Origin of the sequence: Stenotrophomonas sp. FR012 (assembly GCF_047520565.2) — a bacterium.
Lineage (GTDB): Bacteria > Pseudomonadota > Gammaproteobacteria > Xanthomonadales > Xanthomonadaceae > Stenotrophomonas > Stenotrophomonas sepilia.
The window spans coordinates 219,761-246,285 of sequence record NZ_JAXBQL020000003.1; the positions used below are offsets into that span (position 1 = coordinate 219,761).

18 protein-coding genes are annotated in these 26,525 nt (G+C 67.0%); 16 read left to right on the forward strand and 2 right to left on the reverse strand.

Annotated features, from left to right (window positions below):
- The first annotated feature begins 40 nt into the window (after positions 1–40).
- The 5 genes from ACM0O9_RS07235 to ACM0O9_RS07255 all read left to right on the forward strand — a co-directional run bounded on the left by ACM0O9_RS07235 (position 41) and on the right by ACM0O9_RS07255 (position 10,532).
- Positions 41–2,767 (forward strand): TcfC E-set like domain-containing protein, encoded by a 2,727-nt coding sequence (locus tag ACM0O9_RS07235; RefSeq protein WP_414603955.1) that lies wholly within the window; start codon positions 41–43, stop codon positions 2,765–2,767.
- Positions 2,764–3,897, forward strand: coding sequence for a CblD like pilus biogenesis initiator family protein (locus ACM0O9_RS07240; protein WP_414603954.1), 1,134 nt, complete (start codon positions 2,764–2,766; stop codon positions 3,895–3,897). The genes ACM0O9_RS07235 and ACM0O9_RS07240 overlap by 4 nt, the downstream gene beginning before the upstream one ends.
- Positions 3,898–3,915: 18 nt before the next feature.
- On the forward strand, positions 3,916–4,626 hold the full coding sequence (locus ACM0O9_RS07245; RefSeq protein WP_414603953.1) for a pilus assembly protein: 711 nt from the start codon (positions 3,916–3,918) through the stop codon (positions 4,624–4,626).
- Positions 4,627–4,694: 68 nt separating this feature from the next.
- Complete coding sequence (locus ACM0O9_RS07250; RefSeq protein WP_414603952.1) at positions 4,695–9,716, forward strand: ESPR-type extended signal peptide-containing protein; 5,022 nt, start codon at positions 4,695–4,697, stop codon at positions 9,714–9,716.
- Positions 9,717–9,785: 69 nt separating this feature from the next.
- The gene (locus ACM0O9_RS07255) at positions 9,786–10,532 is read left to right on the forward strand and encodes a hypothetical protein (RefSeq protein ID WP_414603951.1); all 747 of its coding nucleotides are present in this window, start codon (positions 9,786–9,788) and stop codon (positions 10,530–10,532) included.
- Between the two features lie 228 nt (positions 10,533–10,760).
- On the opposite strand, the gene ACM0O9_RS07260 is transcribed toward ACM0O9_RS07255, so the two are convergent.
- On the reverse strand, positions 10,761–11,405 hold the full coding sequence (locus ACM0O9_RS07260; protein WP_049411389.1) for a hypothetical protein: 645 nt from the start codon (positions 11,403–11,405) through the stop codon (positions 10,761–10,763).
- A 211-nt stretch (positions 11,406–11,616) separates the two neighbouring features.
- Entirely contained in the window at positions 11,617–14,040 is a 2,424-nt protein-coding gene (locus tag ACM0O9_RS07265; RefSeq protein WP_111201940.1) for a penicillin-binding protein 1A, read from the reverse strand.
- 219 nt (positions 14,041–14,259) lie between these two features.
- Between ACM0O9_RS07265 and ACM0O9_RS07270 the strand changes: the two genes are divergently transcribed.
- From ACM0O9_RS07270 to ACM0O9_RS07320, 11 genes are all read left to right on the forward strand, one after another.
- A complete protein-coding gene (locus ACM0O9_RS07270) occupies positions 14,260–15,318 on the forward strand; it encodes a pilus assembly protein PilM (protein WP_414604157.1) in 1,059 nt (352 codons plus the stop codon).
- Positions 15,318–16,202 (forward strand): PilN domain-containing protein, encoded by an 885-nt coding sequence (locus ACM0O9_RS07275; protein WP_414604156.1) that lies wholly within the window; start codon positions 15,318–15,320, stop codon positions 16,200–16,202. Before ACM0O9_RS07270 ends, ACM0O9_RS07275 begins: the two co-directional genes overlap by 1 nt.
- Positions 16,199–16,855, forward strand: coding sequence for a type IV pilus inner membrane component PilO (locus ACM0O9_RS07280; RefSeq protein ID WP_005418916.1), 657 nt, complete (start codon positions 16,199–16,201; stop codon positions 16,853–16,855). Before ACM0O9_RS07275 ends, ACM0O9_RS07280 begins: the two co-directional genes overlap by 4 nt.
- Complete coding sequence (locus ACM0O9_RS07285; protein ID WP_005418914.1) at positions 16,855–17,388, forward strand: pilus assembly protein PilP; 534 nt, start codon at positions 16,855–16,857, stop codon at positions 17,386–17,388. The genes ACM0O9_RS07280 and ACM0O9_RS07285 overlap by 1 nt, the downstream gene beginning before the upstream one ends.
- Positions 17,389–17,409: 21 nt before the next feature.
- The gene (locus tag ACM0O9_RS07290) at positions 17,410–19,380 is read left to right on the forward strand and encodes a type IV pilus secretin PilQ (RefSeq protein ID WP_069139281.1); all 1,971 of its coding nucleotides are present in this window, start codon (positions 17,410–17,412) and stop codon (positions 19,378–19,380) included.
- A gap of 173 nt (positions 19,381–19,553) precedes the next feature.
- Positions 19,554–20,579, forward strand: coding sequence for an AAA family ATPase (locus ACM0O9_RS07295; protein ID WP_005418911.1), 1,026 nt, complete (start codon positions 19,554–19,556; stop codon positions 20,577–20,579).
- Positions 20,580–20,587: 8 nt separating this feature from the next.
- Complete coding sequence (locus ACM0O9_RS07300; RefSeq protein WP_414604155.1) at positions 20,588–21,517, forward strand: DUF58 domain-containing protein; 930 nt, start codon at positions 20,588–20,590, stop codon at positions 21,515–21,517.
- A complete protein-coding gene (locus ACM0O9_RS07305; RefSeq protein ID WP_005418904.1) occupies positions 21,514–21,963 on the forward strand; it encodes a DUF4381 family protein in 450 nt (149 codons plus the stop codon). Before ACM0O9_RS07300 ends, ACM0O9_RS07305 begins: the two co-directional genes overlap by 4 nt.
- Positions 21,960–22,964 (forward strand): vWA domain-containing protein, encoded by a 1,005-nt coding sequence (locus ACM0O9_RS07310; protein ID WP_138952628.1) that lies wholly within the window; start codon positions 21,960–21,962, stop codon positions 22,962–22,964. The genes ACM0O9_RS07305 and ACM0O9_RS07310 overlap by 4 nt, the downstream gene beginning before the upstream one ends.
- Entirely contained in the window at positions 22,961–24,784 is a 1,824-nt protein-coding gene (locus tag ACM0O9_RS07315) for a VWA domain-containing protein (protein WP_414604154.1), read from the forward strand. The genes ACM0O9_RS07310 and ACM0O9_RS07315 overlap by 4 nt, the downstream gene beginning before the upstream one ends.
- Positions 24,781–26,496: a BatD family protein gene (locus ACM0O9_RS07320; protein WP_414604153.1), complete on the forward strand. Its 1,716-nt coding sequence runs from the start codon at positions 24,781–24,783 to the stop codon at positions 26,494–26,496. Before ACM0O9_RS07315 ends, ACM0O9_RS07320 begins: the two co-directional genes overlap by 4 nt.
- The last annotated feature ends 29 nt before the right edge of the window (positions 26,497–26,525 follow it).

Below are 26,525 nucleotides of genomic sequence, written 5' to 3' on the forward strand. Positions count from 1 at the left end.
GCCCGGCTCCCGGGCCGGCCGCTTCTCCAGCGGTACCCCCATGACCTCACACGCCCCCGCCGTCACCCGGCTGGCGGTCGCGCTCGCCCTGGCGTTGTCCACTCCGCTGGCGGCCGCGCGCGGCGTCCCGCCCGGTTTCGAAGATCTGGTCGAAGGACAGACCGAACAACTCGACATCCAGCTGTTCGGCCGCTCGGCCGGGCTGTCGCCGGTGCGCGTCACCCTGGAGCATGTGCAGCTGGAAGATCCCGCGCGCGTGCTGCAGGCACTGGACCTGTCCGCCGAGGCGCAGGCCGCGCTGCTGCCGGCACTGTCGCAGCCGCTGCCACGCAACAGCCACCTGGCCTGCCGCTTCGGTGGCGCCGAGGCCGGTTGCGGCTATCTGGATCCCCCGGAAGACCCTGCGGCCGCGCGCGCGCTGTATGACGAAGGCGAGGGCGCCGTGCGCCTGTTCGTGGCGCGCAAGTGGATCGGTGGCGAGCCCGCCGCGGAACGCTTCCACGCGCTCAGCAGCAATGCAGAGAACGCTTTCCTGCACCAGCAGGTGCTCAACCTCACCGGTGGGCGCGACTACCAGTCGTTCAGTGCGCGCGGCACCGGCGTCCTCGGCCTGTTCCAGCGGGGCCATATGTCCGCCGACTGGTACTTCACCCAGCAGCGCTACCGCAGCAGCGGTGGCGATGCGCATTTCGAATTCGACAACGTCTATTACCGCCATGACCTGGGCCAGCAGTATTACCTGCAGGCCGGGCGCATGGACCGCCGCAACCTGTCCAGCCCACAGGGCGGCACCTTCGGTTTCAGCATGCTGCCGCTGGACCGCTTCGACGGTGCCCGCGTGGGCACCACCCAGGCTTACGTGGACAGCGATGCTGCCGTGCAGGCCTCGCCACTGACGGTCCTGCTCGCCCGCGATGCGCGCGTGGACGTGTTCGACGGCGAGCGCCTGCTGCAGACCTACTACCTGCAGGCCGGCATCAACCAGATCGATACCCGCAACTTCCCGTTCGGCAGCTACCTGGTGCGCATGCGCATCTACGAGGATGGCGTGCTGGTGCGTACCGAAGAAGCCCCCTTCGACAAGGGCGGTGACTGGACCGACAGCCAATGGCAGTGGTTCGTGCAGAGTGGCCGCCGCAACGAGCGCCGCAGTGACCGCTTCGATGGTGAGCAGGTAACGGTGGCCGGCATGCGCGTGCCATTGGCTCGCGACCTGGCGGCTACTGCGGGCGTCGCCCATCTGGGCGGGCACAGCTATGGCGAACTGCGCGTGGACCTGCGCCGCGTGCTGGCCACGCAGGAGATGCGCGCAACCTTCAGCGGCATGCGCGGCAGCGATGGCAGCCACGGCCAGCAGCATCAGCTGTCATACCGGCGCAAGGCGTCCTGGAACATCTATCAGCAGCGCATGCGTGGCAAGGCCTGCCAGTTCGAGGCCGATGCACGGGACCGCCTGGGCTGCACCAACTCGCTCAGCGGATCGGTCTCGCTGCCGATCGCCGGTGGTACGGCGTATTTGGGGTATACCCGGCGCCAGACTTGGCGCACCGGTTGGAGCCGTCCCGGTGACGATGATCCGTTGGCGCCACTGGATCCATTCCTGCCGCCGCAACCGCTGCAACCGCACCGTGAGCCGCAGCTCAGCCGCACCTGGCAGGCCAGCTTCAGCCGCAGCCATCGTTGGCAGGATTTCAGCGTTTCCACGCGGCTGGGCCTGTGGCAGCAGCACAGCCACGACAGTGCCCGCGACACCCGCACGCGCGACCGTGGCATCTACCTCAACGTAAGCTTCACCCGCCTGCAGCGCAGCCATGTTGGCAACGGCCAGCGCCGCTACGCGGTGGACATGCGCCAGCCGCAGCACCAGCGGCCGGAGATCAACTACAGCGTCGGCCAGAGCTATCGCCAGGAGGTGGACGCGCAGTTGCGTGAGCTGACCTCCGAGCTGCGCGCCAACAACAACGACCGCTACAGTGCATCGCTGGGCGGGCAGCTGCAGAACCGCTACGGACAGACCGGCGCCACCGTGGCGTACTACCAGCAGCATGGCCGCAGCGAGACCGCCTACAGCGGCACGCACAGCTCGGCCTTCGCCCTGGGCCGGCGCGGTGCCTACTGGGGCGCAGGCACCGGCGCCGACGCCGGGCTGGCGGTACAGGTAGGCGCCACCGATGACCTGGACCTGCAGGGCGTGGCGGCCGAACTGCAGGTGAGCGGCGCGGGCCGGCAACGGTTGCAGATCGGCGAGCGCCGGCTGCTGCCGCTGACCGCCTACCAGTCGCACCGTGCCGAACTGCAGGACGCCAGCAACGACGCCAGCATGGCCGCCATCCGGGTGAGCGGTGTGGGCGGTGCGCGCCCGATGTTCCTGGCCCCGGGGCGGCTGATGCGCATGCCGGTGCCGATCGAAGTGACCTACACCTTCATCGGCACCGCCCGCACGCTTGCCGGCGCGCCGCTGGGTGGCGCCCGCATCCTCAACGCGCCGGTGCCCGGCACCAGCGCCAACGGCGGCTTCGTCGCCGACTTCCCGCGTCGCGAGACAACGCTCTACCTGCTGCAGGACGACCGCCTGCTGCACTGCCCGCTGCAGGTGCGCGAGCGCCGCCAGGTGGTGCTGCTGGTCGGCGCCGTGCATTGCGAACCGCTGGCCGTGGCCCAGCTGCCGGCGGAGATCCGCCAGCAGGCCCGGGTCACCCGGCTGCTGCAGGAACGCGCGCTGATTGCCGCCACGCCCCAGACCGCTGCTGCAGGAGGAACGCCATGAGCCGGCGTGTGTTGTTCGTGTTGATGCTGGTGTGCGCGCTGGCCGTGCTGATGCCACGGGCGTGGGCGCAGTGGCCGCCAGAGACACATCCCACCGATCAGAGCCGGGACATCGTGATGTCGTGGGACCGCTCGGCCGTGCCCGGCGACGTGGAGCTGTGGGCGCCGAGGACGGTGCTGGGGTTCAGTCATGACGTGGCGATGAAGTATGGGCAGATCCATGTGGTGTGTGGGTCTGCTTCTGATGCCGAGTTTGGCAAATGTCCCACGGCGGGTATTCCGTCTGGCGCAGATGGGGTTACTGAGGTTTCGCTTAGGTTTGCAGATCAGCGGACTGGCTTACGCATCGAAGTCCGCGCGTTTGGCAGCATCCAGCGGATCATGTCTGACTGGGGATGTGCGATCGACTATTGGGACTCGCTGCAGAGGATTTTGAGTTCGGCATCCTGGTACACCTGCGGGCCAGATCAGCCAATAGGCACAGGCGTCAGGCTGTCAATTCCGTCAGCGGAACTTGCGCGCCTCGTCTCAGGTCACTGGAAGGCCACGATGCGCCTGAACATCAAGGCCGATCCCGCCGCAGCTCCCGTCGCCACCGCCACCTTCAATTTCGAGTTCACCGTCACCGACTACGACGCGATCTCGATCTACTTCCCGGCCTTCGACAACATTGCGCCGCTGGTCAACATGGACCTGCGCTACGACCCCATCAAGCAGATGGTAGGCGGCCGCAAGCAGCTGGAGATGTGCCTCTACGACGGCCTCGGCTCGCAGAGCGAATTCCTCGGCGTCACCGTGCGTGACAGCGGGCCGCGCCCGCCACCCGGCAGCGACTTCGCGGTCTGGCACCGCGATGGTGGCAGCGACGACCGCCAGCGCCTGGACTACCACGTCAGCCTGAACTACGGCGGGCGCGATATCCGCATGCGGCATGGCGTGGAAGAGCTGCTGCATGGCATCGACGGCGCCGAACTGCGCCTGGTCATGCTGCCCGGTATCAGCCAGCCGGTCTATTGCGTGCCCACGCCGCTGACATTGCTGACACCTCCCACCCCCGTCGCCAGCAAGCGCCCCGGTCTCTACGAGGGCGAGCTGACGGTGGAACTGCGCGTCCCCACCGCCAAACCCTGATCCCACACGGAGCCTGCCATGAACAAACTGATCGTCTGGATGCTGCCGTTGAGTGCGCTGCTTGCGCCATCAGCACACGCCAACCTGTCCATCCATCCCATGCGAACCGCGATGGATGCCAAGCGCGGTGCGCAGATCCGCGTCTACTCGCAGTCCACCCGCCCGCAGTATGTACAGGCCAGCCTGCGACGCATCGACAACCCGGCAACGCCCCGCGAACAGGAGCAGGACATCGAGGTCGCCGATTCGGCCATTGCCATCACGCCCGGCAAGTTCGCGCTGTCAGGCGGTGGCAATCGCCTGATCCGGCTGATCCCCCTGCAACCGGTGCAGAAGGAAACCGCGTACCGCGTGTACTTCGAAGGCGTGCGCGGCCCCGAAGGCACTGAACTGGAAAGCAGCGAAGACGCTGCGCACGCCGACGTCGGCGTCAGCCTGGTGTGGGGGGCGCTGGTGAACGTGGTGCCCGCCGACGGCGTGGTCAACCTGAGTGTACGCGGCAACACGCTGCACAACAGCGGCACCCTGCGCGTCGGCATCATCCATGCGGCCGAATGCACGGCGGCCGGCGTCTGCACGCCACACGACCTCTCTCACAGCCTGTACCCGGATGCCGATTTCACCCTGCCGTTCCAGCCGCAGCCGGGCAATTCGCTGCGCCTGCGCTACCGGCTTTCCCAGGACGGCTATCGCGAGCACGTCCAGGACGTGGCCATCCAGTCCAGTTGACCCCCCCCTCCCTGCGTCCCGCGCCTGGCGCGGGATGTTTTTTCCGCAAACTGTTAAGGAGAAAGACCATGAATCGAATCTATCGGCGCATCTGGAACCGGGCCAAGGGGTGCTGGGAGGTAGCCAGCGAGCTGGCTGTAGCAAGACACGGTGCTGGCGGGCAGAAGAAGCTGTCTGCTTCGCTGATTGCCTCGTTGCTCATCCTGCTGGGTACTAAGGAAGCGTTCGCGGGAGTGACGTATTACGGTTGTTCATCCCTTGATGCTGGCACCGACTTCCTCCGATGCCTGCCACATTCCGGCCAGACCGACGGTACGTTGTGGGCCAACGCGGCTGCCGGTGCGAAGGAATACCTGATCATTGGTGGCGGGACATATCTGAGTGGCAGCTGGGGGGCGGGTTTCGGACACCAAAGCCGGATCGTTGGCAACTATGGATCCGCGTTTGGCTACAAGGCCAACATCAACGGCGTAGACAGTGTTGCCGTGGGCTACAACGCGACTGCCAATGGTGGTCACAGCACGGTTGTAGGCGCCAATGCCTACGGCAAGGGAATCGGCTCCACCGCATTCGGAAACAGCGCCGCCGCAACGCGCCAGAACGCGCTTGCGGTCGGCAGTGGCTCGTTGTCACAGGGCGAGAATGCGGTCGCAATGGGCGCAAACGCATTCGCCAATGGCGTTGATGGCGTCGCCCTGGGCAGCAAAGCCTCGGTCGATACCGGCGGCGGCACGTCCGGCATCGCCATAGGTGCTGCTGCGAAGGCCGGGACGGCCGGCTACACCGGTGCAATCGCCATAGGCGGTGGCGCCGAGGCGCGCATTGATGGCGTGGCCCTGGGCTACGGCGCGTCGACCACCGCGCAAGGAGCAGTTGCGCTGGGTGTGCGTTCTTCCGCAACCGAAGTGAATACTGTCTCTGTGGGCAGTTCGACGCTGCGGCGGAGAATTGTGAACGTGGAAGACGGCCGCATCACGGCTTCCAGCTCAGATGCCGTTACCGGCAAGCAACTGCATGCGATGAGCGAGCGGGTCGATGGCCTGATCAAGCAGGATTCCGCGAGCGGCATAGTGCGTATTGCCAACAGCAATACCGGCACGGAAGTCAGCATGCGCAATGCAGTACTGGCGACGCGAAAAGTGAGTGGCGTTTCTGATGGAGCGTTGACGACAAGCAGTACAGATGCCGTGAACGGCAGGCAGCTCAACGCCACGAACACCAGGCTGGGGACAGTGGAATCGGCAGTGGGAACCGTAAAGGGAGACCTCGCGGACGTTCGGACGCTCGCGCAGTCCGCCACCAATCGTATCGATGCCACCACCCTGGCACTGGGCAAGGGCGCGGTTGCAGAGTCGGGCAGCTACGGCATCAGTACCGCCATCGGCAACAATGCCAAGGCCTACAACGGTCGCAGTGTCGCACTCGGATTCGATGCACTGGCCGGCGTCGATGCAGAAGGCAACAAGGTGAACAACCAGAATGCCGGCGTTTCCATCGGTGCAAACACGCGCAGCGCAAACGGCGCGGTCGCGACCGGCTTCCGGGCCATTGCCAGCGGCAACTTCTCCATTGCCGTAGGCGGTGACGCCAATGCGGCCGCCGAGCATGCCACTGCAATCGGGTACCTGAGCAAAGCCACAGCAAAGCAGTCCACTGCGCTGGGGCGTGGCAGCGAGGCCAAGGCGCAGTCCGCCACTGCGCTGGGCAATCTTGCAGTGTCGGCCAACACCAGCGCCGTTGCGCTGGGGGACCGCGCCAACGCCCGCCATGACAATGCAGTGGCATTGGGTGCCGGCTCTGTGACGGCGTCCGTCAACTCCGTATCGGTGGGCAGTGCCACTCTCAAGCGCAAGATCCAGTACATTGCCGATGGCGCGGTCAGCAATGGCAGTACCGATGCCATCACCGGCAATCAGCTGTTCGCGACCAACCAGGCCGTATCCACTGCGCAGAACACGGCCACGAGCGCGCAGACGGCAGCCAACGCCGCCAAGGTCGACGCCGCCAAGGCACTGACCGAGACCACCGCGCTCGCCGGCCTGGTCTCTCAGACCGCCGCCACCGGCAATGTCCGCCTGGGTGGGAAGAATAGTGGCACCGTACTGGATGTGCGCAACAGCGCCAACGCCAGCCGGAAGGTTGCCGGCGTGGCGGATGGCACGGTAAGTGCCAATAGCAATGAAGCGGTCAACGGCAAGCAGCTCAACGCCACCAATGTGCAGGTAGCTGCCGTGGAGAAGGCGGCTGCAGCTGCGCAGGCGGATGCAACGGCTGCAAAGGCAGATGCTGCCAAGGCGTTGGTCAGAACGGGTGCGCTGGAGGGGCTGGTCAGCCAGACCGCCGCCAACGGCAATGTCCGTCTGGGTGAGAAGAACAGCGGAACTGTGCTGGACGTGCGCAACAGCGCCAACGCCAGCCGGAAGGTTACCGGTGTGGCGGATGGCACAGTAAGCGCCAGCAGCAACGAAGCGGTCAACGGCAAGCAGCTCAATGCCACCAACGTGCAGGTGGCTGCCGTGGAGAAAGCGGCTACGGCGGCGCAGGCGGATGCAACGGTTGCGAAGGCAGACGCTGCCAAGGCGTTGGTCAGCACGACCGCGCTGGAAGGGCTGGTGAGCCAGGTCGCCGCCAACGGCAATGTCCGTCTGGGTGAGGAGAACAGTGGAACCGTGCTGGATGTGCGCAATAGCGTCGGGGACAATCGCAGGATCAGTGGGGTGGCGGATGGGTTGGTGACCGACAGTAGTGCGGAAGCTGTATCTGGGCGGCAGTTGTTTGCAACCAACGCTCGTATTTCGTCACTGGAAGGTACTGGCCAGTTCTTGAGTGTAGGGCACGCGCCGATTAGTGAGCCGGCTGAAGCGGGTGTTGCGGGTGTGGCGCTAGGAAACGCGGCAAAGACTGGAAAGGAGGGGGGCACCGCAGTGGGTACTCGTGCCGTGGCGATGGGGAGGAACTCCGTAGCTGTGGGGCGAGGATCAACTGTGTTCGATGGATCAGAGGGTGGATTTGCTCTAGGAGCTGGAGCTCAGGTCGGTGGCTCGGGTGGTGTCGCGGAAGGTGGTGTTGCGATCGGTGCGGGCGCAAGGACTGGTGAGGGTGCAACTGGTTCGCTTGCACTTGGTCAAGGTGCTGAAGCGACCGAAGCAGGCGTTGCGTCGTTCGGGAACGCCTTTGCCCAGAGGCGCCTCGTGAACATCGCCCGGGGCACTGCCGATCACAACGCCACGACCGTCTCCCAATTGAAGGATTCCCTCGCCACCCTCGGCGGCAGCGCAGGCATGGATGCCAGCGGCAACGTCATTGCCCCGATCTACTCGGTGCAGGGCGGGACGCAGAACACCGTTGAAGACGCGTTGATGGCGCTCGATGGTGCTGTCATCACCTCAAGCCACCGTACGGACAAGGTGGAAGGCCAGCTCAACTCGATCTTCCAGGATTCACCCTCGGCCCGTGGCGATGGCATGAACCAGATCGCGCTGAGTGGCGCGAACGGCATGGTGTTGACCAATCTGGCTGACGGTCGGGTGGCCCCTGGAAGCCGTGATGCCGTAACGGGCAATCAGCTGTACGCCGCAGAGCAGAAGATCTCGCAGAATCGAAATGATCTGGAGGCGATGCGCAAGGAGAGGGAGATGGGACCGCAGGCAATGCGTGGATTGGTTGCGAGCGGCCCGATCGATTTTGGCGGTGCGCGTTTGACTGGCGTGGCCGATGGCACGCTCTCCGTGGATAGTCGAGATGTGGTTACTGGGCGCCAGTTGTTCAGTGTCAGCGATCGGGTATCGCAGATTGAGGATCAGCACCGCTTCTTCAAGATCGATACAGATGAGCTTAGTGAAGGCGCGTCGGCTGGCTTCCTCGGAGTGGCAATTGGCGACTCTGCCCGAACGGGAGTTGACGGTGGAACAGCCATTGGCTCCTACGCAGCTGCGCTGGGGGTGAATTCGGTGGCTCTTGGACGTGGGTCTTGGGTCTCCGAATATTCGAGTGGTGGCTTTGCGGTGGGAGCTGGTGCGCAGGTGTGGGAACGCAACGGCATTGCCATTGGGGAGAGCGCTATGGTCCTTAAGGGGGCAGATGGCTCCCTCGCGTTGGGAGTTGGTGCAGTGGCAACTGAGCAAGGTACGGCTTCGTTTGGTAGCGGGAGCATTCAACGCCGCCTCGTAAACATCGCCAACGGCACCGCCAACCACAACGCTGCCACCGTCGGCCAGCTGCGCGGGGCGCTGGCCGCGCTCGGCGGTGACGTCGATGCCAACGGCAACATCGTCGGCCCCAGCTTCACTGTGCAGGGCCAGTCCCAGTCCACCCTCAATGGTGCGCTGGAGGCGCTCGACGGCGCGGTCGTCAGCAACCGCTCGCGCGTGAACCAGGTCGAGTCCCAGCTGCGCAGCGTGTTCCAGGACACCCCCTCAGTCCGTGCCGACGGTCTCAACCAGCTCACCCTCGCCGGAACCCACGGCATGGTCATCTCCAACGTGGCCAATGGCCTGATTGCCGCCGGCAGCCGCGATGCGGTCAATGGTGGCCAGCTGCATTCGATGCAGCAGCAGCTCAACGGCCGTATCGATGGCCTGGAAGAGCGCATCGATGCGCCGCAGCCGCAGGCAATGGCCGTCGCTTCGGTGCCTGAACCAGAAGCACCAGTGCCGCAGGCCGAAGGCGGCCAGCAGGTGGCGTCGGTCGGCGAGGGTGAGAAGCCCGCGCCGCAGCCGAAGTCGAAGAAGGACGACACGCCCAAGCCCCAGGTCGATACCGCTGAACTGGAGAAGATGCTGGCCCGCGCCAACGAGTACACCGATGGCGCGATCAGCAGTTTCGAACGTCGCCTGGACAAGATGGACAAGCGTTTCAACCGCATGGCGGCGATGAGCAGCGCACAGACCGCGATGGCGATGAACACCGCGGGCCTGGCCACCTACAACCGCCTCGGTGCGGGCGTGGGCTACAGCGAGGGTGAGTCCGCGATGGCGGTCGGCTACCAGCGTGTGCTCAACGAGAAGGGCTCGGCCACCTTCAGCCTCAATGGGGCGTTCACCAACAGCGGTGAGCGCAGCATGGGCGTCGGCGTCGGCATCGGCTGGTAAGCGATGGAGCCCCGGCGTGACGCGCGTAATCCGCCCCGCCGCGCCGGGGTCCTTGCCGAGGAGATGGCAATGTATCGATGGGTAAGCCGGTTCATCAGCTACCGCACGTTCTACCTTTGGCGGGCGCGGTATTACTACTACACCCGCAATCTGGACCGCTGGCTGCTGTTCGCCCTGCTGTGCGTGGCGGGCATGGGCTTGGCGGCCTGGTACACCTGGCGGGTATCGAGCGTGCCGCCGCCGCGCGTGCATCCGGAGGCCGCCGCGCTGCGCGTGGAGAACATCACCCAGGAGGCGATCCATCGCATCGTGCTGGTGCGGCATGGCGGCCCAACCCCGGGCGAGCCGTTCACCACCCCGGAGGATGTCCGTGCCGGCACGCTGCGCACGCTGCGGGTGCGGCAGCTGCTGGACAGTGCGATGGTGTGGCAGCTGAAGGCCCACATGTTGGCCGACATCGCGACGTACATCGATGCCACGGGAAGCTGCTTCCCTTTCCCGTGCTGGCAGGTGAGCCATCGGCTGGAGCTCATGCGTGCGGCGGAGGCGGAGAACGCGGCCATCAACCGGGCGCTGGAGCCGGTGCTGGAGGTGCCGCTGGACAGGATGCCCAACCTCAACGGCGGTGAGCGCGCGCGGATCCAGACGGCGTGGTCGGACCCGTTCGGCGATGTCTACAACCAGACCTGGTTGCTGGGCGATCTGCAGAACATGCACGCGCGGATGATGATGGCGTACCCGCAGCGGGTGGGAGCCCCCTGGCTGATGCGCCTGCTTGGCGATGAGACGGAGGAGCAGCACCATGATGTCTGGTAGGGCAGCGCACCTCCTGTAGGGCCGGGCCATGCTCGGCTGCTCTTCGGTCAGGTGTCCGGATGCCTGATGCACCGTGCGGACCAACGGTCCGCACCCACCAGAAGAGGGAAGCAGGCAACGCACCTCCTGTAGAGCCGAGCCATGCTCGGCTGCTCTTCGGTCAGCTATCCGGATGCCTGAAGCACCGTGCGGACCAACGGTCCGCACCCACCAGAACCTGCGCAACCGTCACCCGCCGATGTACGCGGTGATCTCCGCTTCGGCAAGCAGCTGCCGCAGCTGTGCGACAGACGCGCGTCGCATCGGCTTCTCATCCACCGGCGACAGCGGCGCCTGGCGCAGCGCATCGTACGGCAGCACGGCCAGGTCGAAGGTCAGCTCCTCGGCACTGAACACCCACACCGGCACGTCCAGGCTGCGTTCGCGGTCCATGCGCAGCCGGCGCGTCCGCGATTCGGCGGGAATGCCGTGCTCGTCCAGGAAGCGATGCACGGCTTCCGGGTCGTCGCTGTGCAGGTGCAGCTGCACCGGGCTGTTGGCATCGGCGGTGCCTTCCAGCACCGGGCCGGCCAGCCGTGGGGCGAAGCCGTGCAGGAACTCCAGCGCGCGCATCGCAGCCTCGCGGCGGCGCTGCAGTTCATTGCCGTGCTGGGGCCCGGCGAACAGCCGCTGGTATTCGCGCAGGGCGTCTTCGATCTCGGTGTTGCGGGGCAGGGAGGCATCGTCGTGGATGCCGAGCCGGCTGGCGGCCTTCAACTTGGCCTGGTGATAGTCGCGGATGCCGCCTTCGGCCATCAGGCGGGCGGCTTCGTGGGCGAGGCGGTGGCGCCGCTCGCGGGTCTGGCTGGCAGCATGCTGACGGGCGCGATGCATGCGATGACTCCTGTTGCGACCTGGCTACAGACTAGCGCACGGATGTGACATCCGCGTAGGTATTTCACGGAGGGGAGCAAGCGGGTGCCGTTGATCCTGTAGAGCCGAGCCCACGCTCGGCTGCTCTACGCGGGCGCCCGGAGCCGAGCATGGGCTCGGCTCTACAGTCGCATCGGTGCCAACCCACGGTTGGCACCCACTGCACCCTTCCTCAGAAGATATCGAACGCGGCGGCGTCGGCCTGCGGCGTATTGAGGTTCAGGTCGTAGTCGGTCAGACGATCCATGTCTTCCACCTTCACCCACTCGGTCGCGCCGTTGAGCGTGGCCTGGACCATGCCGCTGGGCGGCTCGTTCTGCGCGATCGGGGTGTCCTTCAGCGCGGTGCGCATGTAGTCGATCCAGATCGGCAGCGCCGCCTTGCCACCGTACTCGCGGTAACCCAGCGAGCGGAAGTCGTCGCGGCCCACCCACACGGTGGTCACGTACGGGCCGCCGAAGCCGGAGAACCAGGCGTCACGATGGTCGTTGGTGGAGCCGGTCTTGCCACCCACGTCCTCGCGGCCGAGCACCTTGGCCTGCACACCGGTACCGCGCTGGACCACGTCGCGCATCATCGACACCAACTGGTAGGCGGTGCGGGCGTCGATCGCGCGCGGGGCGGTGCGGGCATCCGGGTTGGCCGGCGCGGCCGGGGTCTCGGTCTTGGCTTCGGCCTTGGCCGCAGCGGCCGGGTCCACCTTCGGGGCCGGGGCGCCGAAGTTGAAGCCATCCACCACCTGGTTGACCGGCTGGTCGCTGCTGCCGGCGCAGTCGCGGCAGGCCAGCGCCGGGTTTTCCTTGAACACCAGGTTGCCGTCGCGGTCATTGACCTGGTCGATCAGCCAGGTATCCACGCGCGAGCCGCCATTGGCGAACACCGCGTAGCCACGCGCCACCGACAGCGGGGTCAGCGATGCAGTGCCCAGCGACATCGACAGGTTCGGCGGCAGCTCCGATTCGGCGAAGCCAAACTCGCTGATGTACTTGCGCGCGTAGTCCACGCCCATGCCATCAAGCAGGCGTACCGAGACCAGGTTGCGCGACTGCACCAGCGCTTCACGCAGGCGCATCGGGCCGCGGAAGCCGCCGCCGTCGTTCTGCGGGGCCCAGGTCTTGCCGCGGCGATCGCGGAACACGACCGGGGCGTCGAGCACGATCGAGGCTGGGTTGTAGCCCTTGTCGAAAGCGGCCGCGTAGACGAACGGCTTGAAGCTCGAACCCGGCTGGCGGCGGGCCTGGGTGGCGCGGTTGAACTTGTTGCCGGAGAAGCTGAAGCCACCCACCAGCGCCTTCAGCGCGCCGCTGTGGGCATCCAGCGAGACCAGTGCGGACTGGCCGCGCGGGATCTGGTCCAGCAGCCACTCCCCGTCCTTGGCACCGGCGCGTACGCGCACGATGTCGCCGCGCTGCACCAGCTTGCCCGGGGTCTTGTTGGTCCACTTGGCGGCGCCGGCCGGCAGCACGATCTCGGTGCGGTTGGCCAGCACCACCGTGGCGCTGCCATCGGCCGCGGTGCTGGCGACGATTGCCGGCAGCAGGCCGGCCTGGCCGTACATGCCGCGCAGGTGCTCGGCCAGCGCGGCGGTATCGTCGCCGGCGCCCAGCTGCACCTGCTTCTCCACGCCGTGCCAACCGTGGCGGTGGTCGTACAGCAGCAGGCCATCACGGACGGCCAGGTTGGCGGCGGTCTGCAGGGTGGAGTCGATCGTGGTGGTGACATGGTAGCCCTTGTTGACCACGTCGCCGCCGAAGCGGGCGATCATTTCCTGGCGCACCAGCTCGGCCACGTAGGGTGCATCGACCTGCACCGGCGGCTCATGCGCGGTGGCGTGCATCGGTACGGCCTTGGCCGCGTCGGCTTCGGCCTGGCTGACGAACTTCAGGTCGGCCATGCGCTGCAGCACGTAATTGTCGCGGCGCTGGCGGGCACGTTCCGGGTTGGAGATCGGGTTGCCCGACGACGGGAACTTGGGGATACCGGCCAGCGAGGCCATCTCGTCCAGGTCCAGCTCGTTCAGCTTCTTGCCGTAATAGAACTCGGCGGCGGCCGCCACGCCGTAGGCGCGGTTGCCGAAGAAACTCTTGTTCAGGTACAGCTCGAAGATCTCGTCCTTGCTCAGCTCGGACTCGATCTTCCGCGCCAGCAGGATCTCGGCCAGCTTGCGGGTATAGCTGTACTCGGAGCTGAGGAAGAACTGGCGGGCGACCTGCTGGGTGATGGTGGAGCCACCCGGCACGCGCTTGTCGTTGGTGGTGGCCAGCAGCCAGACCGCGCGGCCGATGCCCATGTAGTCCACACCGCCGTGCTCGTAGAAGCGGGCATCCTCGGTGGCCAGGAAGGCCTGCTTCAGGCGCTCGGGTACGTCCTTCATGGTGACCGGGGTGCGCCGGGTCTCGCCGAACACCGCCATCAGCTTGCCGTCGGCGGCATAGACGTACATCGGCTCCTGCATTTCCACGTCGCGCAGGGTCTGCACGTCGGGAAGCTTGGAGGAAACGGCATAGTACAGACCGCCCACGGCGGCCGCGCCGATCAGCGCCAGGACCAGGACAATCAGGAAGATCCAGCGCAGCCAGCGGCGGAGTCGAGTCATCGGGTTCAGATTCCGATTGCGAATTTCGTGGTCGCAGAGTATAGATTACGCAAGGTGGCGGCTGGGGTCGGCACCGGGGAGCGCAAGGGGAACAGTCAGGGGCTGCATGGTGAATCCGTGAGGGATTTCACAGCAGGGCCGTTGCCATTTGCTAAGAATACGTTATTAATGCTCGGACGCAGGTCTTGCGTCCAAGTGCCCGTCGGCAGGGGAGAAACCGTGGGGCTCATCCCAAAAAGTCAGTCGCCGCTTGTAGGCGTCGACATCAGTTCGACTGCGGTAAAGCTTTTGCAGCTGTCCCGCAGCGGCAATCGTTTCCGCGTGGAACATTACGCTGTGGAACCTCTTCCGCCGAACGCGGTGGTGGAGAAGAACATCGTTGAAGTGGAGGCCGTGGGTGAGGCCATCCGCCGCGCGATGAACCGTTCAGGCAGCAAGGCCAAACTGGCCGCTGCCGCCGTCGCGGGGTCAGCGGTGATCACCAAGGTGATCCCGATGCCGGCCGATCTCGACGAAAACGACATGGAAGCCCAGATCGAGCTGGAAGCGGTCAACTACATTCCGTATCCGATCGAGGAAGTGAACCTGGACTTCGAGGTGATCGGGTCGATCCCGAACAACCCGGAGATGGTCCAGGTGCTGCTGGCCGCGTCGCGTTCGGAGAATGTCGAGCTGCGCCAGTCCGCGCTGGAGCTCGGTGGCCTGCAGGCCAAGGTGATGGACGTGGAGGCCTTCGCGGTCGAGAACGCCTACGCCCTGGTCGCCAGCGAGCTTCCGGTGTCCATCGACGGCGTGGTTGCGCTGGTCGACATCGGCGCCACCATGACCACCCTCAATGTCCTGCGCGGCGGTCGTAGCCTTTACAGCCGCGAGCAGGTGTTCGGTGGCAAGCAGCTGACCGACGAGATCATGCGCCGCTACGGCCTGAGCTACGAGGAAGCCGGGCTGGCCAAGCGCCAGGGCGGCCTGCCGGAAAGCTACGAGATGGAAGTGCTGGAGCCGTTCAAGGAAGCCACGGTCCAGCAGATCAGCCGCCTGCTGCAGTTCTTCTATGCGGGCAGCGAATTCAACCGCGTCGATCACATCGTGCTGGCCGGCGGCTGCGCCGTGCTCGGTGGCCTGCCGGAGATGGTCGAGGAACAGCTGGGCGTGCCGACCGTGGTCGCCAACCCGCTGGCGCAGATGACCCTGGGGCCGAAGGTGAACGCGCATTCGTTGGCCCAGGATGCCCCCGCGCTGATGATCGCGACCGGTCTGGCGCTGAGGAGCTTCGACTGATGGCACGCATCAATCTATTGCCCTGGCGCGCCGAACGGCGCAAGCAACGCCAGCGCGAGTTCTACGCAATGTTGGGCATGGCCGCTGTCGGTGGCCTGCTGTTGTCGCTGATGATCTGGTTCTATTACGACCGCCAGGTGAGCGGCCAGATGGACCGCAACGCCTATCTGGAAGCCGAGATCGAGAAGGTCAAGGAACAGAACAAGGAGATCGATCGCCTCGACGCGCAGAAGGAACGCCTGCTGGCCCGCAAGAAGGTGATCGAGGAACTGCAGGCCAAGCGCTCGCAGATGGTCCACCTGTTCGACGCGCTGGTGCGCACCATTCCCGATGGCGTGGTGCTGACCGCACTGAAGCAGGAAGGGGATGTGCTGACGCTGGAAGGTCGCACCCAGTCCAATGCCCGCGTTTCGGCCTACATGCGCAACCTGGAGACCTCCGGCTGGATGACCAATCCGGAGCTGTCGATCATCGAAGCGCGTGACCCGGAGAAGGACAAGGATGGAAAGGTCGGTCCGCTGGCCGACATCAAGGCGCTGCCCTACGTGTTCGTGGTCAAGGTGAAACTGCCGGCACAGAGCGAAGAGGTCTCGGCGACGCCGGGCCTGAACGCCGATGGGTCGGTGGCGACGGCTCCGCCGGCACCGGTGGCTCCGTTGGCCGCAGGTACGGATGCCGCGACGCCTGCGGCTCCGGCAGCGGGCCAGCCGGCAGCGGCTCCCGCCGCACCGGCCGCTGCACCGCCGGCCACTCCGGCCAAGCCGAACCAACCGGCCGCTCCGGCTGCCGCGCCGGCTCCGGCACCTGCCCCGAAGCCTGAGGGCAGCCGCCTGGCGCAGCCGCCGCAGGCCTTCAATGCGCTGCTGCAGGGGGACCGCGCATGAGCCAGAAGATCGACATCAAGAACCTGGATTTCAACGACATCGGCAACTGGCCGCAGAAGGCCAAGATCGTCTTCTGCTCGTTGCTGGCGCTGGTCATCATGTTCGTGGCGTGGATGCTGCTGATCAGCGGCAAGCGCGAGGAACTGGCCGGCCTGGAATCGAAGGAAGTCGAGCTGCGCACCGAGTTCACCAAGCAGCAGGAACGCGCGGTGAACCTGGGGCCGCTGAAGCAGCAGCTGGCGCAGATGGAGCAGGTGCTGCAGCAGATGCTGCGGCAGCTGCCGAGCAAGACCGAAATGCCCGACCTGATCATCGACATCTCGCAGACCGCGCTGTCCAGCGGCCTGACCAACGAGCTGTTCGAGCCGGAGCAGGAGCAGATCAAGGAGTTCTACGCCGAGAAGCCGATCAAGCTGCGCATGGTGGGCAGTTACCACCAGTTCGGCGCATTCGTCAGTGGCGTGGCCTCGTTGCCGCGGGTGGTGATCCTGACCATGCATGACATCAACCTCAAGCCCAAGGAAAAGACCGGCGGCAACGTCCGCAGCGGTGCACTGGAACTGTCCGGTACGGTCAAGACCTACCGTTACCTGGACGAGACCGAAGTGCAGGCGCAGCAGGCGGCCGACGCTGGCAAGGAGGGCAAGAAGTGATGCGCGCGCAGACCGTACGTGGTGCGATGGTGCTGGCTGTACTGCTGCTGGCCGGTTGCGGCCGTGGCGTGACCAGCACGCCCGGCGACGCACCGAACCTTGAGAAGTGGGTGGAAGGCGAGCGCGCGCGACCGGCGCAACCGCTGGAGCCGCTGCCGGTGATGCAGCAGTTCGAGACCTTTGAATACTCCGCGCAGGGCATGCGCGATCCGTTCACCGATGCCTGGACCAATCCGCAGCAGGGGAACGGCGGATTGCGACCGGACCCGAACCGGCGCAAGGAGCCGTTGGAAGGCTTCCCGCTGGATGCGCTGGACATGGTCGGCACCATCGGTACCGGTGCAGGCACCGTGGCGCTGGTGATGGGGCCGGACAAGGTCACCTACCGGGTTCGCCCGGGCGGTTACCTGGGGCAGAGCGACGGGCGGGTCACGGCGGTCTTCGAAGACCGCGTGGAGCTGATCGAACTGGTGCCGGATGGCGCGGGTGGCTGGCTGGAACGGCCGGCAACGCTCTCGCTTGAAGATCAATGATCGTTTACTGGGGATAGCACGATGACCTTTCACCAAGCCAAGGGGCTGCGTCCCATCCGGCGCTCTACCTTGAACCGTGTCAGCGCGCTGGGAGTCGCGCTGATGCTGGCCTGCGCTCCGGCGCTGGCTGCCGCACCGGCGGAAAAGCCGGTGGGCGCCACCGTGGCACCGGCCGCTGCGCCGGCAGGCCTGTCGGTGGCCAAGATCGATTTCAAGCGTGGCGATGACGGCGCCGGGCGCCTGATCGTGCAGTTCGACGGGCAGGGCGCGATTCCTGACCTGCGCACGCAGGGCAACAGCGTGGTGGTCGACGTCGGCAATGCCCGACTGCCGGCCAACCTGCAGAAGCCGATGAACGTCACCGACTTCGCCACGCCGGTACAGCGCATCGACGCCAAGCCGTCCGGTGCCGGCACCCAGCTGGTGCTGAGTACCGGCGGTGCAGTGGAGTCGCTGGCCTACCAGAGCGGCAACGAGTACGTGGTCGAGATCAGCCCGCGGCAGGCCCAGGCCGCCGTCGGCGCGGTCACCGCCGGCAGCGTCACCCAGGCGGCCAAGGCCGTCGGCCAGCGCGGCTTCACCGGCAAGCCGGTGACCTTCAACTTCCAGGACGTGCCGGTGCGCACCGTGCTGCAGTTGATCGCCGAGGAGTCCAACCTGAACGTGGTTGCGTCCGACTCGGTGCAGGGCAATGTGACCCTGCGCCTGGTCAATGTACCGTGGGACCAGGCGCTGGACATCGTGCTGCGCGCCAAGGGCCTGGACAAGCGTCGCGATGGCAGCGTGATCTGGGTGGCGCCGCAGGCTGAACTGGCCAAGTTCGAGCAGGAGAAGGAAGACGCGCGCATCGCCATCGAGAACCGCGAAGACCTGCAGACCGACTACATCCAGATCAACTACCACAGCGCCACGCAGATCTTCAAAGCGCTGACCGAGGCCAAGGGCATCGGTGGCAGTGGCGGTGGTGGCAGCGGTGGTGGTTCGGGCAGCTCGTCGCAGGAAGACAGTGGCTTCCTGTCCTCGCGCGGCCGCATCGTGGCCGACGAGCGCACCAACACGCTGATGATCAGCGATATCCCGAAGAAGATCGCGCGCATGCGCGAGCTGATCAACGTGATCGACCGCCCGGTCGACCAGGTGCTGATCGAAAGCCGCATCGTCATCGCCACCGATACCTTCGCCCGCGAACTGGGCGCGAAGTTCGGTGTCAGCGGCAGCCGTGACAACGTGTACTTCAGCGGCAGCCTGGATGCCAATGCCGAGACCCGCAAGTCGCAGGTCGCAACAGACCTGGCCAACGCCAAGGCCGAGCGTGACTGGGAAGCCGGTGGCCGGGTCGGCCCGCCGCCGGTGAAGTCCGGCTCGGCGATCACCCGTGGCCTGAACTGGAACCTGCCGGTGGCCGCCGCCAGCAACCCGGGTTCGCTGGCACTGTCGATCCTCAATGCCGGCTACCTGCTGGACGTGGAACTGTCGGCCATGCAGCAGGAATCGCGAGGCGAGGTGATCTCCAACCCGCGCGTGGTCACCACCAACCAGCGCGAAGCGATGATCAAGCAGGGCAAGGAGATCGGTTACGTCACCATCAGCGGTGGTACCGCTGGCGGCGTGGCGACGCCGAACGTGCAGTTCAAGGAAGTGGTGCTGGAGCTGAAGGTCACTCCGACCATCACCAACGACAACCGCGTGTTCCTCAACATGCAGGTGAAGAAGGACGAAGTCGACCAGCTGATCCAGCTGGAGGGCTACGGCACCGTGCCGTCGATCAACCGCCGCGAAGTCAATACCGCGGTGCTGGTCGAGGACGGGCAGACCGTGGTGATCGGTGGTGTCTACGAGTTCACCGATCGCAACAGCATCAGCAAGGTGCCGTTCCTGGGCGACGTGCCGTTCCTGGGCAACCTGTTCAAGAAGCGCGGCCGCAACAAGGACAAGGCCGAACTGCTGGTGTTCGTCACCCCGAAGGTGCTGCGCGTGGCCAAGCAGAACTGAGCCACCGCTCCGAAGTCTTCGAAGAAGGGCCGCCCTGTGCGGCCCTTCCTCGTTTCCGCCGGTAGATCCACGCCATGCGTGGATGCGCTGTTCAGCCGTTCTTGATGCCAATCGCAAGGCACCCTGCGATGATGTCGGGAACCCGTGCCGTCCTGCGCCGGTCAAAGGCCCCCATGAACCTGCCACCGCCGATGCCCGAAACTGTCTCGCCGCCGCCCGCGCCGGCAACCTCCCGCCTGCATGCGGCATTCACCCAGCTGCGCGATGCGTTGTCGACCGAGATCGTCGGCCAGGCGGCCCTGGTCGAACGCCTGCTGATCGCGTTGCTGGCCGACGGCCACCTGCTGGTGGAGGGCGCGCCGGGCCTGGCCAAGACCACGGCGATCCGTGCACTGGCCTCGCGCCTGGAAGCAGACTTTGCCCGCGTGCAGTTCACCCCCGACCTGCTGCCGGCCGACCTCACCGGCACCGAGATCTGGCGCCCTCAGGAGGGCCGCTTCGAGTTCGTGCCTGGCCCGATCTTCCACCCGATCCTGCTGGCCGACGAGATCAACCGTGCGCCGGCCAAGGTGCAGTCGGCGCTGCTGGAAGCCATGGGCGAGCGCCAGGTCACGGTTGGCCGCCATACCTATGCGCTGCCGCCGCTGTTCCTGGTGATGGCCACGCAGAACCCGATCGAGCAGGAAGGCACGTTCCCGCTGCCGGAAGCGCAGCTGGACCGCTTCCTGATGCATGTGCGCATCGGTTACCCGGACCAGGCCGCCGAATCGGAGATCCTGCGGCTGGCCCGTGAGCGTGCCCGTGGTGCATTGGGCGAGGCCGCGCCGGCGCCAGACAAGATGCCGATGCAGGACGTGTTCGACGCCCGCCGCGAAGTGCTGGACCTGCACATGGCACCGGCACTGGAGCGCTACCTGATCGAACTGGTGCTGGCCTCGCGTGATCCATCGCGCTACGACGCCGGCCTCGGCCGCCGCATCGCATGGGGGGCAAGCCCGCGCGGTTCCATCGCACTGGAACGCTGCGCCCGCGCGCGGGCGTGGTTGGCTGGCCGTGACTTCGTCACGCCCGACGACGTGCGCGCGGTCGCCGCCGACGTGCTGCGCCATCGCGTGCTGCCCAGCTATGAAGCCACCGCCGAAGGCTGGGACGGCGAGCGCCTGGTGCAGGAGCTGCTGGCCCGGGTGCCGGCACCCTGAGCCTGCGCATGACCGATCCATCCGTGGAACAGGCACCGTCTGCGCTCGAAGGTGACGGGCTGCGCCCGCAGCTGGCCGAACTGGTCGCGCTGCGCCGGCTGGCACAGCGTCCGCCGCCGCCGCGCCGTGGCCGCACCGGCAACGCGGGCCAGGCACCGTCCCCGCTGCGCGGCCGCGGCATGGAGTACGCCGAGTCGCGCGAATACGTGGCCGGCGACGACGCGCGCCACATCGATTGGCGTGTGACGGCGCGCACCGGTCGCGCCCATACCAAACTGTTCCAGGCCGAACGCGAACGGGTCAGCCTGATCGTGGCCGATACCTCGCCGGCGCTGTACTTCGGCACCCGCGTGCGCTTCAAATCGGTGCAGGCCGCACGCGCCGGTGCTGTTGCCGCGTGGTCGGCGCAGCGCCGTGGCGACCGCGTGGGCGCATTGCGTGGCAGCGACCGCGAAGCGCCGATCGCTCCGGCAGGTGGGCCACGCGGCGTGCTGCGCGTGCTCGACGCGCTGACCCGCTGGTACGTACAGCCGCCAGCCGACGATCTGGGCCTGGAGCGCGCGCTGGACCATGCCGGTCGCGTGCTGCGCCCGGGGGCACGCATGCTGGTGCTGGCCGATCCGCAGCAGGCCATCCGCATTCCGCCCGCGCGCTGGAGCGCGCTGGCCCAGCATCACGACCTCAGCCTGGTGCTGCTGGTCGATCCACTGGAACTGCACCCCCCCTCGGCGGCGTTGCAGTTCCAGACCGCACAGCAGCGCATCGGCCTCGACCTGCGTCGCAGTGAAGTGCAGGCCCATTGGCAGGCACACTTCGTCCAACCGCTGCAGGAACTGCGGCGCCAGCTCGGCGCACGCCGTGTCGACGTACAGGTGCTGTCTACCGATGCGCCCAGCGACGCCTGGCTGGCGCCGTCGCCGACCGAGGTGCCGGCATGAGCGCCGCGCTGCCGTTGCGCGATGTGCAGCTGCCGCCAGCACCGTCATGGTGGCCGCCAGCCCCTGGTTACCTGATGATCGGCGCGGTGGTCGTGCTGTTGCTGCTGGTGATCGCCGTAGTGATGTGGCGACGTCGCCGCCGCCGCCAGCGCTGGTTGCAGCTGTTCGATCAGGAACTGGCAATCGCCCCCGACGCTACGGCCGAACTGGCGGCCATCGCGGGACTGCTGCGCCGTGCCGCACGCCATGCGAAGCCGGGCAGCGAATCACTGCGCGATGACGCCTGGTGGCAACGCCTGGACCCGCAGGGCACGTTGCCCGATGCGCGCCGCAGCCTGTTGGCCGAAGGCGCCTATCGCCCGCGCGTCGACAGCAACGACGTGGCCGCTGTGCGCAGCTGGGCCCGCGAACGCTATCTGGCGATGCTGCTGGAGCGCCGCCGATGAACCTGTGGACGACCTATTGGCCATGGCCGGACCTGCAGCTGGCATGGCCACTGGCTTTGCTGGCGCTGCCGTTGCCGCTGCTGATGCGCTGGTGGAAGCGCCGTGCAGAACCCGGCGCCGCACTGCGTGTGCCCTATGCTGCCGCCGAGCTCGAAGCCCTGTCTGGTGGCGGCCGTGTTGACGCGTCGTGGCTGCGCACGCTGCTGCTGTGGCTGGGCTGGTGTGCACTGTGCATCGCGCTGGCACGACCGCAGCAGCTGGGCGAAGCCATCACCCCGCCGCAGCAGGGGCGGCAGATGATGCTGGCGATGGATGTGTCCGGCAGCATGGGCGAGGGCGACATGGTGCTGGGCGGCCAGGCGGTCGATCGCCTCACCGCGGCCAAGGCCGTGCTGGCCGACTTCCTGGATCGTCGTGCCGGCGACCGCGTTGGCCTGCTGATCTTCGGCGACCGCGCCTATACGCTCACGCCGCTGACTGCGGACCTGGCCAGCGTGCGCGATCAGCTGCGCGACAGCGTGGTCGGCCTGGCCGGGCGCGAGACCGCCATCGGTGATGCCATCGGCCTGGCGGTCAAGCGCCTGCGTAGCCAGCCGGAGGGGCAGCGCGTACTGATCCTGTTGACCGATGGTGTCAGCAATGCCGGTGTGCTGGAACCCCTGCGCGCTGCGGAAGTCGCACGCGCCGAAGGCGTGCGCATCCACACGGTTGCGTTTGGCGGCGATGGCAGCATGCGGTTGTTCGGCATTCCGATTTCCACCGACCAGGATCCGGTCGATGAGGCCACTCTGAAGAGGATCGCCAGCATGACCGGCGGCCAGTTCTTCCGCGCGCGTGATACCGCGCAGCTGGCCGGCATCTATGCCGAGCTCGATCGCCTGGAGCCAGTGGCCGCAAAGGGCCCGAGCCTGCGCCCGCGCGAGGAACGCTATGCGTGGCCGTTGGGCCTGGCATTGCTGCTGGGCGCATTGGCATGGCTGTGGCCGGAGCGTCGCCGATGATCGCGTTTGCTTCGAATCTTCCCGACTGGAACGCGCTGCACTTCCTGCGGCCCGAGTGGTTGTGGGCACTGCTGGCGCTGCCGATGATCATCGCGTTGGCGCTGTACCGGCAACGGCGCAGTGATGCGTGGCGGCAGGCGGTGGATGCACATCTGTTGCCACATCTGCTGGCCACCGGCGCGAAGCGTCGTGTGCGCCTGCCATGGGCGCTGCTGCTGGGCTGGACACTGGCATCGCTGGCGATGGCCGGACCGAGCTGGCGGCAGCAGGCGCAACCGATGTTCCAGGCCAGCGCACCGCTGCTGGTGGTACTGGACCTGTCCAGCCGGATCAGCGCAACCGATCTGCCACCGTCGCGCCTGCTGCAGGCGCGCGCGAAAGTGGGCGAGCTGCTGCGCGCGCGCCAGGGCGGGCAGGTGGGCCTGGTGGTGTATGCCGATGATGCCTACACCGTGGCGCCGCTGACTGATGACGGCCGCAATGTTGCGCTGTATCTGGATGCGCTGTCGCCGGACGTGATGCCACGCGATGGCCAGCGTGCCGACCGCGGCATCGACTGGGCAACACGGCTGATGCGGCAGATCGGTGCGCTGCAGGGGCAGATCCTGCTGGTCAGCGACCAGGCGGATGGTGAAGCTGCACTGGCGGCAGCGCAGGCACGCAGCCTGGGCCTGCAGGTGTCGGTGCTGGGCCTGGGCACGCCTGCCGGTGCGGCTTACCGCGATGGCAGCGGGCAGATCCGCCAGGCTGCGCTGGATGAGGGCAGCCTGCGCGCGGTGGCCACTGCCGGTGGCGGCCGCTATGCACGCATCTCCGCCGATGACAGCGATCTGCGTGCGCTCGGTGTACTCGACGCGCGCGAAGGCACGGCGGCGCAGCGGCCGGGCGAAGGCAAGCAGTGGCGTGACGAAGGCTTCTGGCTGCTGCCGCCGGTGATGCTGCTGGCATTGCTGGCCTTCCGCCGTCGTGCGCTGCTGGCCGCGGTGCTCGCGGTCGGCCTCGTGCCATGGATGAATGACGCGCAGGCGCAGGCACCTGCGACGCAGGCCTCGCAACCCGCGCAGGGCACGCTGTGGAAGCGTAGCGACCAGGCGCAGCATCAGCGCCTGGCCGAGGGGGTCCAGGCTTACCGCAACGGCGACTTCGCCACTGCGCGCAGGCAGTTCGAGGGCATCGACAGCGATGCCGGCTGGTACAACCTGGCCAACACGCTGGCACGCGAAGGCAACTACGACGAAGCGATCGCCGCCTACGACCGCGCGCTGGCGTTGCATCCCGGCATGGCCGATGCGGTCGCCAACCGTGCCGTGGTCGATGCCGCGCGCAAGCGCAGGCAGTCGGGTGGCAAAGGCCAGGATCAGCAGAAGCCACCGCAGAACGGGCAGCAGAAGCAGCAGAACGATGCCCCGGGCCAGCAGAACCCGCAGGGCCAGAAGCCGCAGCAGGGCCAGCAGAATCCCGGCCAGGGCCAGCAGGGGCAGCCCAAGGCGGGTGACGACAAGAACCCGTCGAGCCCGCAGCCCGGCGAGCGCGGCCGCGATGGCCAGCAGGCGCCACCACAGGTGGAGGATGCCAAGGCACAGGCCCAGGCCGATGAGCAGCAGCGCCAGCGCATGCAGCAGGCGATGCAGCAGGCACGCGAGGCCGAGGCTGGCAAGGACGGCAAACCCGTACCTGGGGGGGAGGGCCGCACGCCGCGCGAGCGCGAGGAGCAACAGGCGGTGGAAGCGTGGATGCGGCGCGTGCCGGATGATCCGGGCGCGCTGCTGCGGGCCAAGTTCCAGCTGGAAAACGAACGCAGGAAGAGGGAAGGGCGATGACGCGGGCGATCAACATGCACGGGCACTGGTCACGGCCGGTACTGGCGGCGCTGTTGCTGTGGCTGCCGCTGCTGGCCTGGGCGCAACCACGCGCCTGGCTGGACCGCGACCGCATCGCGATGGGTGATACGGTCATCCTTAATGTCGAGAGCGATCAGGGCGCTCCCGACTTCACGCCATTGCGCACCGACTTCGACCTGAGCGGCCAGACCAGCAGCCGCCAGGTGGAATGGAGCAATGGCAGCATGCAGCAGCGCAACCTGTATGGCGTGGCGCTGACGCCGCGGCGCAGCGGTGCGCTGGTGGTACCGGGCCTGCAGGTGGGCAGTGTGCGCACTGCGCCGCTGACGCTGCAGGTCGATGCGGCCGCCGTGGCCAGGCCTGACAGCAATGCGATGGCCTTCATCGAAACCGTTGTCGATGACGATACGCCGTACGTGCAGCAGAGCGTGGGCGTGGTGGTGCGGTTGTATTTCGCCTCGCAGCTGGCCTCCGGCGAGCTGGTGCTGGATACCCCGGCGGGCGCGTCGTTGCAGCGCGTTGGCGACGACCGCACAGATGTGCGCCAGGTCAACGGGCGCCGCTACAACGTGGTCGAACGACGTTTCCTGCTGATCCCCGAGCGCAGCGGCGCGTTGCGGCTGTCCGGTGCGCGTTTCAGCGGGCGCAGCGCCGGAGGTTTCTTCGATGACTTCTTCGGGGGCGGCGATGGCCGCATGAATGCCACTGGCGCAGACCGCACGTTGCAGGTGCAGGCACAGCCGGCACAGGCGCCGCAGCCGTGGTTGCCCCTGCAGAGCCTGCAGCTGCGCTACACCAGCGCGCCCACCAGTGCCCGTACCGGCGAGGCAGCCAACGTGGTGGTCGAAGCGGTTGCCGAAGGCGCCACCCGAGCACAGTTCACCGACCTGCCGGTCCCCGATGTCGGCAACGCAGCGCAGGTGTTTGCCGAGCCGGCACAGTACGAAGAGACCTTCAACGGCAGCACGCCGCGCCTGAAGATCACCCGCCGCTATTCGATCGTGCCGCGCAAGCCGGGTTCGCTGGTGGTGCCGGGACCACGCCTGCCCTGGTGGGATGTGCGCAACGGCAAGGCACAGGAAGCCAAGCTGCCGGACCTGACGCTGGCCGTTGCGGCCGGTACCGGCGCTGCCACTGCCTCGCCGGCAGCGCTGCCACCGATCGACACCGCTGCCGCGCTGCCGGGCAGCGATGGACAGGATGCGCGTATCGCCGCGACCGATCCACGCGCCAGCGGCCTGTCCGAGCGTCCGTGGCCGTGGATGGCGGCGGCCATTGGCCTGGCGCTGCTGTGGCTGCTGACCCTGTTGTGGGGCTGGCAGCGAGGCCGACGCCCGCGTGTGGCGACGCCTGCAGCCGGCACGCCCTCTGTGCCGACCGTGGTGAGCGGACGCGCGGGCCTGGCCGAACTGCGCCGCGCGCTGGATGGTGAGGGTTTCGATCAGGTGGAGGCGCGTCTGTGTGCGATGGCGGGCGTGGAGCGCATCGAGCAGGTGATCGCCCGGCTGGATGACCCGGCCCAGCGCCAGGTGTTGCTGGACCTGCAGCAGGCGCGCTGGGGCGGGCAGGGCGAACTGGCCCCTTTGCGCACGCGCCTGCGCGAGGTCTTCCGTGACGGACCGCACTGGTCGGCGGCTACCGGCGCCGCCGACACTGGCCTGGCGCCGTTGTATCCAACGCGGCGAACCTGAACCGGCGCCGCTTGCGCGCTTTGTTAGAG

Excerpts from the sequence above, each read along its gene's own strand:
- ACM0O9_RS07235 (WP_414603955.1), top strand. The coding sequence starts at position 41 with ATGACCTCACACGCCCCCGCCGTCACCCGGCTGGCGGTCGCGCTCGCC.
- ACM0O9_RS07240 (WP_414603954.1), top strand. The coding sequence starts at position 2,764 with ATGAGCCGGCGTGTGTTGTTCGTGTTGATGCTGGTGTGCGCGCTGGCC.
- ACM0O9_RS07245 (WP_414603953.1), top strand. The coding sequence starts at position 3,916 with ATGAACAAACTGATCGTCTGGATGCTGCCGTTGAGTGCGCTGCTTGCG.
- ACM0O9_RS07250 (WP_414603952.1), top strand. The coding sequence starts at position 4,695 with ATGAATCGAATCTATCGGCGCATCTGGAACCGGGCCAAGGGGTGCTGG.
- ACM0O9_RS07255 (WP_414603951.1), top strand. The coding sequence starts at position 9,786 with ATGTATCGATGGGTAAGCCGGTTCATCAGCTACCGCACGTTCTACCTT.
- ACM0O9_RS07260 (WP_049411389.1), bottom strand. The coding sequence starts at position 11,405 with ATGCATCGCGCCCGTCAGCATGCTGCCAGCCAGACCCGCGAGCGGCGC.
- ACM0O9_RS07265 (WP_111201940.1), bottom strand. The coding sequence starts at position 14,040 with ATGACTCGACTCCGCCGCTGGCTGCGCTGGATCTTCCTGATTGTCCTG.
- ACM0O9_RS07275 (WP_414604156.1), top strand. The coding sequence starts at position 15,318 with ATGGCACGCATCAATCTATTGCCCTGGCGCGCCGAACGGCGCAAGCAA.
- ACM0O9_RS07280 (WP_005418916.1), top strand. The coding sequence starts at position 16,199 with ATGAGCCAGAAGATCGACATCAAGAACCTGGATTTCAACGACATCGGC.
- ACM0O9_RS07285 (WP_005418914.1), top strand. The coding sequence starts at position 16,855 with ATGCGCGCGCAGACCGTACGTGGTGCGATGGTGCTGGCTGTACTGCTG.
- ACM0O9_RS07290 (WP_069139281.1), top strand. The coding sequence starts at position 17,410 with ATGACCTTTCACCAAGCCAAGGGGCTGCGTCCCATCCGGCGCTCTACC.
- ACM0O9_RS07295 (WP_005418911.1), top strand. The coding sequence starts at position 19,554 with ATGAACCTGCCACCGCCGATGCCCGAAACTGTCTCGCCGCCGCCCGCG.
- ACM0O9_RS07300 (WP_414604155.1), top strand. The coding sequence starts at position 20,588 with ATGACCGATCCATCCGTGGAACAGGCACCGTCTGCGCTCGAAGGTGAC.
- ACM0O9_RS07305 (WP_005418904.1), top strand. The coding sequence starts at position 21,514 with ATGAGCGCCGCGCTGCCGTTGCGCGATGTGCAGCTGCCGCCAGCACCG.
- ACM0O9_RS07310 (WP_138952628.1), top strand. The coding sequence starts at position 21,960 with ATGAACCTGTGGACGACCTATTGGCCATGGCCGGACCTGCAGCTGGCA.
- ACM0O9_RS07315 (WP_414604154.1), top strand. The coding sequence starts at position 22,961 with ATGATCGCGTTTGCTTCGAATCTTCCCGACTGGAACGCGCTGCACTTC.
- ACM0O9_RS07320 (WP_414604153.1), top strand. The coding sequence starts at position 24,781 with ATGACGCGGGCGATCAACATGCACGGGCACTGGTCACGGCCGGTACTG.